A 12,201-nucleotide genomic window follows, 5' to 3' on the forward strand; every position below is an offset into this window, starting at 1 on the left:
GCCTCCGCTTTTATTTCATCCAGCGGCGGCTTCGCTTCTGTTAGTACCAACGATAGATGGACACGAGGAAGATTCCGAGCATATCTTGGTAGATTTCGTTGAATTGAGAGAGGGGCAGCGGATTTATTCCTTTTCCTAACTCTATGGTAAACCCCGCTTTCTTGAAGTCTTTAATGAACCAATCCTTGTAACCCGCGTAGCTATCCACATACCTTACGGATTCATACCCGCTTACTATGTTAAAATCTTCTGCCAGCTTTGAAGCTTCGGGCGGCTCTAAGCTCTCATAGCCCCAGTAAAATTCCTTCCCTTGAGTGTGGAGGGCAAGCAGCCGGTCAAACTTTTCCTGTCGGGCCAGTTTTGCCATAGCGACTGTTTCAGGTTCTGAAAGAGGCTTATATCCTGGGAAATCTCTCGGAGCTGGTGCTTTTTCTTCCTTTCTTTCTTTTTCTACCTCCCACTTGGCAGGGAATTGGTTATTCAGGTCTACTCCTCTTATATTTGCTTTCCAGCCTGTAAAGTCGGAACTTCCCCGATTGATTTCGATTAATTCTTTTCGTTTGTCTTTCGGAGGACCATTCAAAACGAGATCTACTCCATCTGGATTAACCATAGGTACAAACGATATTGTCACTACTTCATATAATGGGAGGGTTTGAATTCCTCTCATAAGATTTCCATTCGTTAACGATAATAAATAGTCATTAATGAACGTCATTAATACGGAAGTGGTTATCCATTCATTTGCATGAAAAGATGCATCTATGTGAACCTTTTTCTTTCCTATTCCAACTCTCATTTCAATGAGATCTTTTCCAAGGACACTTTCGCCGACCGAGTTTAATTTGATGAACGGATAGACCTCTTTTAATTTTTTCACATCTTCTTCGAATGTTTTAGAGCTATAGGCTTGTTTCCCATTGACTATCGGATATACCACTCTTGATGGCAGAAAAATGCTTGACCCTATTTGTAAACGGTTAGGATTAACTCCTTCGTTCAATAGGAGTAAGGCGTCTACTCCAATATTCCGCTGCTCGGCAAGCGTCCAAAAGGAATCTCCTCGTTTAATTGTATGGTTTTCTTTTCTGAATCCAGGGAGTTCTATCTCTGTACCAATCTTCAATCCATTCGGATCAACAGAAGGGTTCGAATCAATGATTAATTGGATTGGAATATAAAACAGCTGGCTATAGTACCAAAAAGAATCGCCACTACGAACTTTCACTTTCATGAAGGAACCTCCCTATTCATACGTCCTTACTTACATGTATGAATGGTTCTATAATTCATGACAAAAAAAGCTTGCGAATCTCTTCGCAAGCTCTGTCTTACTTATTCATCATGGTCTTCGTTTTCACCATAAAAGCGAAGGAGGTCTCCATTAATGATCTTATCGGAGTATTCCAGCTCCTCATTTACACGCTCTTTGTATGGCTCACAGTATTTCATATCCGTTGTTTCTTCGGATTCTTTATTCCAGCACTTTTCACCTGCAAAAACATAGTCCTCAGTGATGAATCGACCATCACGCAGAATGGCCAGATCTTCATGCTGACTGGAGAATATATCAGAACCAAACTGGATATCTTCCTTCGTGTCGATTCCTAAAAGATGCATAATCGTTGGTTTTAAGTCAATTTGCCCTGAAACTTTAGAAATGGTCTTCCCTTCCTGTCCAGGAACGTGAATGATCATTGGAACCTGTTGAAGCTGTGTGCTTACAAATGGCGTTACTTCTTTACCTAAATATTGACTCATGGCCTTATTATGGTTTTCAGAAATACCATAGTGATCTCCGTACATCACGATAACAGAGTTTTCATATAAACCTGATTCCTTTAAGTCTGTAATGAAGTTCTTTACAGCTTCATCCATGTAACGAACAGTTTGGAAATAACGATTGACCGTACCATCTTTGGATGTGTAAGGGTCGATAAGCTTATCTTCTTCATCTAATGTGAATGGATAATGGTTCGTTAATGTAATCATCTTCGTACTGAACGGTTGAGGCATCTCTTTCATATGCTCAACAGATTGCTCAAAGAATGGGATATCCTTCATACCCCAGTTAACAGAATTCTCTTCCGTTACCTCATAATCCGGTAAAGAGTAGAAGCGTTCGTATCCTAAGGAATCATACATAATGTCACGATTCCAGAAGCTTTTGTTGTTTGCATGCATAGCGGTTGTATAGTATCCATTTTCACCAAGCTTTTCCGTCATGGATTCAAACTCATTTCCTGAATGAGTGAAAAATACTGCTCCCCGGTTCAATGGGTAAAGGGAATTATCGAGTAAAAACTCTGAGTCAGACGTTTTCCCTTGCTGAGTTTGATGGTAAAAATTATTGAAGTAATAGCTTTCACCAATAAAGTCATTCAGGAAAGGGGTAATTTCCTGACCATTCATTTCGCTATTAATGACAAAATTCTGTAGTGATTCAAGTGATACGATGATCAAGTTCTTGTCCTTTGCCACACCAAACATTTCTTTATCAGGTTCGATATAACTTGCGCGAACATAATTATCAATATCCGCTAGTTCACTGCCGTCTGCCATTGCTCGTTGAGCGGAAGACTTTGATTGTAAGAAAATATCATACACATGGTAATTATACGTTCCAATATTCTTTACTAACATTTCACGATCGAACGTTCTTGTCAGCAGTTGTGGTCGTTCCGATTCCGCCAAGCCTAGGTTAAAGAAAACAAGGGCCGTGGCAACCAGGAAATACGCACGTCGATTGGCTCTGCTGTAGTTTTGCAGAGAGAACCATGTTGGCTTTAACTTGATGATAAGAATTAACACAATGACATCTGTAAAATAGAATAAATCCTTCCAGCTCATAATTGCGCTGGCACTCGTACCTAAATCAGAGAAATTGCTTGTTTGAAACAGGACGGGGAGTGTCAAAAAGTCATCAAAGAATCGATAGAAAACAACGTTTCCGTATAGAATAAACGAAAGGACGAAGCTGGCAGCGATAATATAGCGGGTGCGAGACTTATCCTTCTTAAGAAGTAATCCTACTCCGAAGATAAAAAGTAAGAAACTTAGTGGGTTGATGAAGAGTATAAGTTCTTGGAGTGTATTCTCTATCTTTATATCAAAACTAGTTTTATAGACAATGTACGTTTTAACCCAAAGGAGCAATGCAGCGATGATAATAAGAGAAGCCTTTGGTGTCTTTTTCGATTTCATTTAATCAACCTCCTTGCTACAAACGGTTCATTCGTATGTAACAAATTCATGTAATATTTCATTGGTAAAATTAGGTAATACCAGGCGTCAACCTTGACCTATCTTAATACTTTTTTTACAAAACGTCAAACTCCATTTCACATCGATCATGTACAATGATTATTTAAGTCTTATTCTCTTACCCATACTATTAGACGATTGAAACCGTTGAAAGTTTCAAAATAACTATATTTTTTCAAAACAGTTCCTACGTCCCTGGGTCATAAAGACTAGTTGCGACCTTTAGTAGAATCATAGAAAAAAGAACCCTCCTTTACAGGAAAGCTCTTTCCCCAATAATTATGCAACTTATTTTTATCAGATTTTATTCTTTACTAACCAGGCTGCACCGATCACACCGGCGTCATTTCCAAGTGTAGCGATGCTCAAGTTTGTTGAAGTACGGACTGTAGGAAATGAAAATTGCTTGAAATATTTCACGACCGGGGTTAATAAGATCTCACCCGCTTTGGACACTCCTCCACCAATGACGATCTTTTCAGGATTCAGGGCATTTCCTAAATTTGCGAGGGACAACCCTAAATAGAAGGCTAATTGATCAATGACTTCAAGAGCAAGTTCATCATGTTCTCTGGCTGCATCAAAAATATCCTTTGCACTGACTGTTCCATGGGACTCTCTTATCCCTCGTAGAACAGACGTTTTCGTTGTCGCATCCAGTTTTTCATGTGCGAGACGAACGACTCCAGTCGCAGAAGCAACCGTTTCCAAACAACCTGTCTTCCCACAGTTACACTGGAACCCACCTTCAGGAACAACGGTAATATGCCCGATTTCACCACCTGCACCTTTCACCCCGTGCACGATATCTCCATTGGTTATGACTCCCCCACCAACACCTGTTCCAAGTGTCACACAGACGATATCCTTGGCTCCGTCTCCTGCACCTTTCCACATTTCACCCAGTGCCGCGCAGTTTGCATCATTATCAATAACAGCTGATAAACCTGATTCCATTTCAAGTAAATCTTTTAATGGCGTATTCTTGTCCCAGCCTAAATTAACGGCTTCGTAAATAATCCCTTTCGCCATATCGACAGGTCCCGGCGCACCCATTCCGATTCCGACTAGTTTATCTTTTGATTGATCTAAGTCTTCAAGCTTCTTATCAATCGCTTTAGCTATATCTACAATAATATTTTTGCCATTCTCTGATTTATCAGTAGGGATTTCCCATTTATGTAAGAGCTCACCGTACTTATTCAAGAACGCGATTTTTGTCGTTGTTCCTCCTAAATCTACACCGACCAACCATTTTTCTGTCATCTTTATCACCTGTCCTGTTTTTCTTTTTCAATTTCTATTTCATGTCGCAACAAAAACAAAGCTGCTTGAAAATCCCGCGTGTCGATCAGCTGAGATTGATAAAGTTCTATTAGTTCGCCTTCCATTAGTTGCAGGTCAGAAAGACGATGCCCAACATAGATAATGGTTCCATAACTTTTTAATAACTGTTGGATATCATAAATCGTTTTCATATCATACACCCTGCTTTCTATCATTCACATTAAAGTATAAGTGAAAATTCCTATCTTCTCAATACGCAGCTATCAAGTATACTAACTAGGCTCTTTTCATAGAGGTTGTTGTTTTGTAACATAAAATCAGCAATGACCTTATCAACTAGGGTGTGCTAGATGGTGAGGGGAACCGCTCCGCTTGCAGCTAGGTTCGGCCGAGCCTCCTCAGCTGAGCCGAACAGGGTCTCGCCACGCCCGTACTTCCGCCGGAGTCTACGCAGTTCCCCTCACCATCTATAAGAAAGTTCGTGAGAGAATTTAATTGTGACAAAAACCTCAAGCTAAACGAAAACAGCCTTTCTAAAGATTTTTTTACGACTTTTTAGAACCTTGGGGCTTCTTACATTGACAAATCGAAGGATCGTTTAATTCATTTGGAATCTATCTATACTTATAGGCAGTAAGAATGTAGCACAGAGTGGATTGGAGCGGAAGGCACTTGACTCCTGCGGGAAATAGAGGAAAGGTCGAGACCCCACAGACGGAACGTCGAGGAGGCTCGACTTCCTCCCCGGGGAATCTTGTGCCTGGAGCGGAAAGGAACGCTCAACATTTTGTACACAAATCACTTATTTAAAACATAAATTTATGTTTTTTGGAAGTTGTACAAAACCTATGGGCGAGACCCAGCAGGAACAGAACTACAAGAAGGCTCTCCGCCCGCCCCGCGGAAAGCGAGCCCCTGTAGCGGAAACCAATTAGCAACAAAATTTACGAAAGTAGCTTATCTAAAAATAAAGAGACCTCCTTAATGGAATATCCAATAAGAAAATCTCTTTAACTTGATATTAACGATCGGGATCTTTCGGGTGTAGGAAACGCGGTCGTCTGTTTTTTAACGGCATAGGCGAACGCAGGAATACGTCCCGGAATGCTCTCAAATTAAACGGAATAAATGGCCACATATACGGAATATCAAAGGAATTCATTCTTGAAAGCATAATAATCCATAGCAGTATACCCACAACAAATCCGTACACTCCAAACAATGCAGTGCAAATCAATAAGAAAATCCTGACTAACCGGTTGGCTAAGCTCATCTCATAGCTTGGCGTTGCAAAGGTACCGATTGCTGCAATGGCGAGGTAAAGAATGACTTCGTTGATAAAGAGACCAACTTCCACCGCCACTTGTCCAATCATTAACGCAGCAACGAGACCAAGGGCCGTAGCTAACGAAGAAGGGGTATGAATGGCAGCCATCCTTAGAATATCAATCCCGACTTCAATGATTAAAAATTGAAGGAATAATGGGACTTCCCCTACATCATTTGGCCCCACATAACTCATTGCTTCCGGCAATAGTTCAGGATGAATGGCAAATAAATAGTAAAACGGCAGTAAGAAAATCGAACTCCAAACAGCGATAAACCTGACAAAGCGCAAGTAGGCTCCAACTGAAGGCTTATTCCTATATTCTTCTGCATGCTGAAGGTGATGCCAAAAAGTTGTCGGTGTAATCAAGACACTCGGTGAGCCGTCCACCATAATAATGACGTGTCCTTCATATAAATGTGCAGCAGCTGTATCCGGCCTTTCCGTATACCGGACCATAGGATATGGATTCCAGTGTCGCCCGGCAATAAACTCTTCCAGTGTCTTCTCTCCCATGGGAAGACCATCTGTGTCGATTTTCGATAGGGAATCTTTGATTTTATGGACTAAATTTGGATCGGCAATATCTTCTATATAGCTGACGACTATATCGGTTTTTGATCTTCTCCCAATTTGCATATATTCCATTCGAAGAGAAGGATCACGAACTCTTCTTCTTGTCAAAGCAGTATTAAACACAATCGTCTCGACATACCCGTCCCTTGAACCTCTCACCACCCGTTCGATATCTGGTTCCTGAGGTCCTCTGACTGGATACGTTCTTGCATCAATCATAATGACCTTGTCAATACCATCCACCACAAGGGCTGTGGGACCTGCCAATACTAAGTCAATCACTTGGTTCAGATCATCCACTTGCTCGATCTCTATGTAAGGAATGTACGTCTTCAATAATTTCTCTAACGTATCTTCTTCTAATTGTTCAGGACTAAGTCCCGACAAGAGCTTCATTAGATAATGCATAATATCATCTTTAACAAAGCCATCCACTAAAAACATCGCCATTTTTCTCTCAGCATACTCCAGATCCAATTGAATGACATCAAAGCTTTTGTCTACTGCTAAGGTATCCCTTAGATAATTGGTGTTTTCTTCAATCTGAGTAGAGACAGGCTTTTTCTTTTGATTTGTCAATAGCCTTCACTCCCAATACCTTTACATGAATTTCCATCTTTACCATCCTAGACAAAGCAGCTAGAAAACATACATCCTATCATATTGATATCTTGCGCTTCATACTATTTACTAAATGGACATACTACTGGAGTGAACGAAATGAAACAAAGACTAAAAGAAGCCATGCCCTTTCTTGTCATCATGTGCATTGTTGCTCTTGGGATTCAATTTGTTTACAAGCCCCAAACAGAAGAAAGCATTATTTTTTTCCCGATAAATGAACATGTTTCCTATGAATCTGCCACTACAATTCTAATGCTTCAACCCGAGAAGAAAAATGATCATTATGAGGTAAACTGGAAGGTATCTTCAAAGCTTGATACACCTGCCTATTTACGTCAGGATGTCGGCTTTTTATTTATGAACGGGAGACTAAAAGGACTCATGAACGAATGGGAACAGGACACCGATCAAATTGTTGAAGAATCAACCATAAAGGGAAAAGAAAGTAGTCTTCTTCAAGCTGTGTCATTCCACTATTCTGAAATTCATGAAACGGAAACAGATTTTACAAGTGCTCAGAAAATGTCTGAAGATACATTGTATGTGATTGATTCGAACTTCAGCCCTTTAAATGCCTTCCGACAACCCGGTACAGATGCAGAAAAAGAATGGAAGAACATACTGGACAAAGTGACCTCTCAACAGCTTGACTATCTCTGGGAAAAGGCAACCGCATCCATGCAAATCCCTATGGAAAACTATACATCCTTTCCATTAACCCAACTTCCTAAATTAGAAAATCAACCTTTGGAAGGATTCGCCGAGCAAGAATGGGAACGTGTAATCGGAAACCTATGGGAAGGACTTTATAAAAACTATTATTTAGGAATAAAAAAAGAGGACGGCTCTGTCATTGAGTCAATAGACAGTGCCATCCCACTTATATTAGTGAAAAATGATCGAAAGGAAGTTCTCGTGTTGCTGATTGATAAGAACGGAGAAGCGTCTTTACTTAAACAACAGATTTCCATTTAAGTGTTCTCCTGTAATTCTTTATAAAGCTTTTCATAATTTTCATCCTGCCTATTTAATTCATAGGCTTTTTTGGCATGAACAAGAGCTTCCTTTCTGTCGCCAGAGTCGATCAGAATTAACGCAAGATTGTAGTGAGCTTCATGAAATTCAACATTTTCTTGGATCGCAGCTCTCAAATGATCTTTCGCTTGTGCTAATTTGTTCATCTTGATTTCAGCGTATGATAGGTAGAAATATGTCTGAGCATTTGGTGAACCTTCTTCAACCACAGGGACAAGAATATTTTCCGCTTCCTCCCACTGTTGATTTGAAATCTTTTCTTGAGCCACGCCATTCACTGTGTCAACATCCCAAGAGGTTGGATCTGTACCAATCCCCCTCGACACAAGAACTCCAATAAGCAGGATACTTCCCACCAGAAATAGCAATTGACGCAGTGGGCGGTGAGCATTCGGCAAGCTGACAATTCCTGCTACGAGAAAACCTCCCACTAATCCACCGATATGACCTGCATTATCAATTCCCGGGATGGTAAACCCTAAGGCTAAATTTAACAAGATCACCGCAATAATATTGGTACCGATCGTTCTAAAGAAAATTTTCGGATATAATACACCGAAATAAAGCAGTGCACCGAAACAGCCGAAGATTGCGCCACTGGCTCCTGCAGAAAGATTGGATGTAAAAAGGAAGCTGGCTAGAGACCCCGTGATTCCCGATATCATATAAATAAAGATGAATCTGAGTCGTCCAAACATTTTCTCCACTGCCATCCCGAGATAAAATAGGGCCAGTGTGTTCATAAGTAAATGCAATATTCCTATATGCAGAAAGATCGGGGTTACAAGTCGCCACCACTCTCCTTCAATCATGAGGGGATTGTACTTAGCACCGAACTCAATCAGTGTTTGTGGATCCTTGCTTCCACCATTTAGTTCAAGAATTAAGAACATGATCAATTGGAGTGCAATGAAGAAATAAGTAAAGAACGGCTTTCCTTTTTCAAACAGCTGCCTTTCCTTTTGTATCTGTTTGGAAGAAGAAGTCATGGTCATGTTTTTTATCCACTCTACATTGGCATCCAGTACTTCCCGGGGAAGCTCCCATTCCCCTTCATTGAAAAAAGGGTCATTCCTAAGCGTTTCGACACTCTGATCACCATGAAGAAGAAGTGGCTGAACGGACGTCTTTTGATTGTTCAGGGATTCCTGGAATAAATCCGGATCTGCATCTACAGGTGGATAAGTGGAGACATAGATATTCTTCACTTGAAGTTGCCTTTTCCCAAGGGATTTTCTGATTTTCTCCCCATTCACCGAGGTCAATTCCATATCCCGCTTGACCCAGTTTCCCCAATCCAGATCTTTCCGGACCATTCGAATGATGGTTGCTTCTTTCTTCCCGGTATTCTCAAGCCATATTTCATCCTGATTGGGTGAGAGATTAAGAATTCGATAGTGTTTATCTTCCACCAAATGGTAAGCTATCTTCCAAAACAAATAATGATAACGTAAATCCACATCATCCACTACTTTCTTTTTTTAAGAAATCCTATTCTTCCCCTACTATACCGAACCTTTTCTTAACCTGTAAAATAAAAAGACTGTAAGAGAGGTTTTCCCCCTTACAGTCTTTTTCACTGTTATCCTCTGAATGCACCTTGAATAAATTTAGAGCGAATACCAGGTATCCCCATCGCTGCTTTCACAGCAAATTTCCTAATGAGAAAGTTCCCCAGAAGTACATTTAACAGTCGATAACGATTTGGAATCAGAAAAAGAATCAAACCGCCCAGCACTAACCATTTTGTCCATCCGTTCATGATGATCCCTCCTGCTAGTAGTTTGGATCATTATAGAGAAGCTTATCCCACTAAATTACAAGGAGACGATACATTCTTTCGTTACCGTCAATAGAGTATGAGCATAAGTATACCTGCAAAAAGACTCGACAGAGCATTTACTGTCTCATTATTCATGAGAGGAAGCCCTTTCGTTCTTTCTGTGTGATGTCCACAATGAACGGATGACTCTGTTCGAAGATCGCAGACCGGACACCGGTACTCCAACTGAATGAACGCGCCCAGCACTGTATCCAGGATGTTTCCTAAAAACCCGGAAAGGAGAAGGAGTAAGAAGAGAGATACATCCATGACATTCAACATAATCAATGAGGCCAGTGAGATAAAGGCAGATCCAAAGAAAGCCCCTGCCGTACCGATGATGGAAACAGCACCCGACGTGCCTTTGGGAACTCTCCTAAACGTTCTGATGGAAAACGGCATTTTATGACTGAGAGGACCGATTTCTGATGCCCATGTATCAGCGTTTGCCCCTGCGATTGACGCAATGAAGGCTAGTGTCCAAACTTCGTTTCCCGTCACACTGAATATTATGGCAAAGAGGGCTGCAGGACCTCCGTTCGCCAACACTTGCTGCCAGTCCCTGATGGACGTTTTCGCTAAGCGCTCCTCGATTCCTATCTTGCTTTTCTTAAAAAGGCGAGACCATATACTTGATGACAGGAAGAACACGCCTAATATAAACAGTCCCTCAAACCCATATGAGCAGCCAATAGCCAGGCCTATCATTATGGCCATTACAGCGCCTGAGAGACTTAAATTACTGGTTTTCCATCCTACTATGGCGATAGTGAAAATAAAAAGGAGAAGATAGAAATACTCATTAATCACAATCGATTCGTCCCTTTTCCGTCAAGATCGTTCCAACGGGTATGTCGAAAGATTCGATTGGCAATGTAGCGACCATTTGCTCCACAAAGGCAAGGGACATCGTCAGACCCGAATAGCTTGAGAGTAACCTGTCATAGTATCCCCCACCAAACCCCAGCCGATAGCCCTTTTCTGTATAAGCCAAACCTGGAACGATCATCAATTCAATAGCGTCATTATGTACAACGGTCGACTTGTATGGGTCTGGTTCATACAAATCAAAATAGGATTGTTCGAGCTGATGGAAATCATGAAGCTCATAGAAGACCAATTCACGGTTTTTTGGAAAACATTTCGGGACTACTACCGTTTTCCCTTCCTCCCAGCCCCGTTTGATGATATTCCACGTATTGATTTCCGGAGGCTTTGAAATGGTCACCGCAACAGTGTTGCTCTTCTTCCACTCAGGAGATTCAAAGAGTGATTGTTCTATTCTAAAACACTTTTGTTGAAATGCTATATGATCGATTAATTTTAAAGATTGAAGCTGAAGATTCCGTAGTTCTTTTTTAGACATAATATCCCTCCATACTTACTATACTATTTTAATGGATTCTCTATGTAAATGCGATGATATAACAGTTATGAGCATAAAAAAAAGCAGCGGATAAAATCCGGCTGCTTATTTCGTTTCGCGGTGAAGAGTCACACGCTTTAATTTCGGGCAATATTTTTTTAGCTCAAGACGGTCTGGGTTGTTACGCTTGTTCTTAGTTGTAATATAGTTACGCTCACCAGTTTCTGTGCAAGCTAAAGTAATGTTTACACGCATTATTGTTTCCCTCCAAACATATACATCTTCTACTATTCATACGACTTTTCTATAATATCACTTTTCTTTCGGAAATGCTAGTCCGTTTTTTATTCTATCGCTTATATTTGAAACCTCCTCTTCCAAAGCACCTTCAATGGCATACACTTTGCCTTGTTTCACTTCAAAAGGCTTGAATGAGAAGTCTAACATATAGACCATCATATTAAGGCCATTGGTGATCGGATAGTAGTAAAGGCTTCCGTTACTCAGGGATTTTTTCCATAGTTGTAAGCCTTTCAAATTAAGGGGATAGATTGATTTCTTAACAGATCCCGCGCAGGAAACAATGTTCGTGATGGCAACAAGTTTACCACTGTAATTCCAGAACGTATCCTTGGATAGTGATAAGACCCCAACTCCATCTTCTTTACAAGCGAGCCATTCAATGAGAAAGAAAACCTTAAGATGCCTGCTTACTTTTGTGGTATTTTCCATTTCAAAGGCAAAGGATTCTCCCCACCCTTCAATATGTTCGTGAATTTTTACACTTATGCCGGTAAGAGAGGTTAGTTTCTCTGAGTAAAGGGGTACATATTCATTATTCTTGTTCCAGGCTATTCCTTGGATATGGAACTTTTCATTCGGATTCTCCTTCATTAGCCT

12 protein-coding genes are annotated in these 12,201 nt (G+C 40.7%); 1 reads left to right on the forward strand and 11 read right to left on the reverse strand.

All coding sequences use genetic code 11. The features are described 5' to 3' along the window. Nucleotides 1-40: 40 nt before the first annotated feature. The 5 genes from AC6CIB_RS13405 to AC6CIB_RS13425 all read right to left on the reverse strand — a co-directional run bounded on the left by AC6CIB_RS13405 (nt 41) and on the right by AC6CIB_RS13425 (nt 7,033). Nucleotides 41-1,234 carry a M14 family metallopeptidase gene (locus AC6CIB_RS13405; RefSeq protein WP_498281431.1) on the reverse strand — a complete coding sequence of 398 codons (1,194 nt, stop codon included), beginning with the start codon at nt 1,232-1,234 and terminating at the stop codon, nt 41-43. A gap of 101 nt (nt 1,235-1,335) precedes the next feature. Beyond that, on the reverse strand, nt 1,336-3,204 hold the full coding sequence (locus AC6CIB_RS13410; protein WP_498281433.1) for an LTA synthase family protein: 1,869 nt from the start codon (nt 3,202-3,204) through the stop codon (nt 1,336-1,338). A gap of 357 nt (nt 3,205-3,561) precedes the next feature. Continuing rightward, nucleotides 3,562-4,530, reverse strand: coding sequence for an ROK family glucokinase (locus AC6CIB_RS13415; protein WP_498281435.1), 969 nt, complete (start codon nt 4,528-4,530; stop codon nt 3,562-3,564). 5 nt (nt 4,531-4,535) lie between these two features. Then, the gene (locus tag AC6CIB_RS13420; protein WP_498281437.1) at nt 4,536-4,742 is read right to left on the reverse strand and encodes a YqgQ family protein; all 207 of its coding nucleotides are present in this window, start codon (nt 4,740-4,742) and stop codon (nt 4,536-4,538) included. 830 nt (nt 4,743-5,572) lie between these two features. Beyond that, complete coding sequence (locus AC6CIB_RS13425) at nt 5,573-7,033, reverse strand: spore germination protein (protein WP_498281439.1); 1,461 nt, start codon at nt 7,031-7,033, stop codon at nt 5,573-5,575. 141 nt (nt 7,034-7,174) lie between these two features. Here AC6CIB_RS13425 and AC6CIB_RS13430 point away from each other — a divergent pair, with 141 nt between their 5' ends. After that, nucleotides 7,175-8,053: a hypothetical protein gene (locus AC6CIB_RS13430; RefSeq protein WP_498281441.1), complete on the forward strand. Its 879-nt coding sequence runs from the start codon at nt 7,175-7,177 to the stop codon at nt 8,051-8,053. Here AC6CIB_RS13430 and AC6CIB_RS13435 read toward each other — a convergent pair. The 6 genes from AC6CIB_RS13435 to AC6CIB_RS13460 all read right to left on the reverse strand — a co-directional run bounded on the left by AC6CIB_RS13435 (nt 8,050) and on the right by AC6CIB_RS13460 (nt 12,195). Then, complete coding sequence (locus tag AC6CIB_RS13435; protein WP_498281443.1) at nt 8,050-9,573, reverse strand: rhomboid family intramembrane serine protease; 1,524 nt, start codon at nt 9,571-9,573, stop codon at nt 8,050-8,052. The genes AC6CIB_RS13430 and AC6CIB_RS13435 overlap by 4 nt on opposite strands. Before the next feature lie 122 nt (nt 9,574-9,695). Next, nucleotides 9,696-9,875, reverse strand: a complete 180-nt coding sequence (gene yqgO / locus AC6CIB_RS13440) for a protein YqgO (protein WP_149157856.1) — start codon at nt 9,873-9,875, stop codon at nt 9,696-9,698. An 87-nt stretch (nt 9,876-9,962) separates the two neighbouring features. Next, the gene (locus AC6CIB_RS13445) at nt 9,963-10,745 is read right to left on the reverse strand and encodes a DUF92 domain-containing protein (RefSeq protein ID WP_498281445.1); all 783 of its coding nucleotides are present in this window, start codon (nt 10,743-10,745) and stop codon (nt 9,963-9,965) included. Continuing rightward, on the reverse strand, nt 10,738-11,301 hold the full coding sequence (locus tag AC6CIB_RS13450; protein WP_498281447.1) for a 5-formyltetrahydrofolate cyclo-ligase: 564 nt from the start codon (nt 11,299-11,301) through the stop codon (nt 10,738-10,740). The genes AC6CIB_RS13445 and AC6CIB_RS13450 overlap by 8 nt, the downstream gene beginning before the upstream one ends. Nucleotides 11,302-11,406: 105 nt before the next feature. Beyond that, nucleotides 11,407-11,556: a 50S ribosomal protein L33 gene (gene rpmG, locus AC6CIB_RS13455; RefSeq protein WP_064091498.1), complete on the reverse strand. Its 150-nt coding sequence runs from the start codon at nt 11,554-11,556 to the stop codon at nt 11,407-11,409. Between the two features lie 57 nt (nt 11,557-11,613). Continuing rightward, the gene (locus AC6CIB_RS13460; RefSeq protein WP_498281450.1) at nt 11,614-12,195 is read right to left on the reverse strand and encodes a hypothetical protein; all 582 of its coding nucleotides are present in this window, start codon (nt 12,193-12,195) and stop codon (nt 11,614-11,616) included. Between the last annotated feature and the right edge of the window lie 6 nt (nt 12,196-12,201).

It is taken from the genome of Rossellomorea sp. GQ25, assembly GCF_059758515.1.

Bases quoted from the DNA above. Each gene is read 5' to 3' on its own strand.
- AC6CIB_RS13430 (WP_498281441.1), top strand. From the start codon at position 7,175: ATGAAACAAAGACTAAAAGAAGCCATGCCCTTTCTTGTCATCATGTGC.
- rpmG (WP_064091498.1), bottom strand. From the start codon at position 11,556: ATGCGTGTAAACATTACTTTAGCTTGCACAGAAACTGGTGAGCGTAAC.
- AC6CIB_RS13415 (WP_498281435.1), bottom strand. From the start codon at position 4,530: ATGACAGAAAAATGGTTGGTCGGTGTAGATTTAGGAGGAACAACGACA.
- AC6CIB_RS13420 (WP_498281437.1), bottom strand. From the start codon at position 4,742: ATGAAAACGATTTATGATATCCAACAGTTATTAAAAAGTTATGGAACC.
- AC6CIB_RS13450 (WP_498281447.1), bottom strand. From the start codon at position 11,301: ATGTCTAAAAAAGAACTACGGAATCTTCAGCTTCAATCTTTAAAATTA.
- AC6CIB_RS13410 (WP_498281433.1), bottom strand. From the start codon at position 3,204: ATGAAATCGAAAAAGACACCAAAGGCTTCTCTTATTATCATCGCTGCA.
- AC6CIB_RS13405 (WP_498281431.1), bottom strand. From the start codon at position 1,234: ATGAAAGTGAAAGTTCGTAGTGGCGATTCTTTTTGGTACTATAGCCAG.
- yqgO (WP_149157856.1), bottom strand. From the start codon at position 9,875: ATGAACGGATGGACAAAATGGTTAGTGCTGGGCGGTTTGATTCTTTTT.
- AC6CIB_RS13460 (WP_498281450.1), bottom strand. From the start codon at position 12,195: ATGAAGGAGAATCCGAATGAAAAGTTCCATATCCAAGGAATAGCCTGG.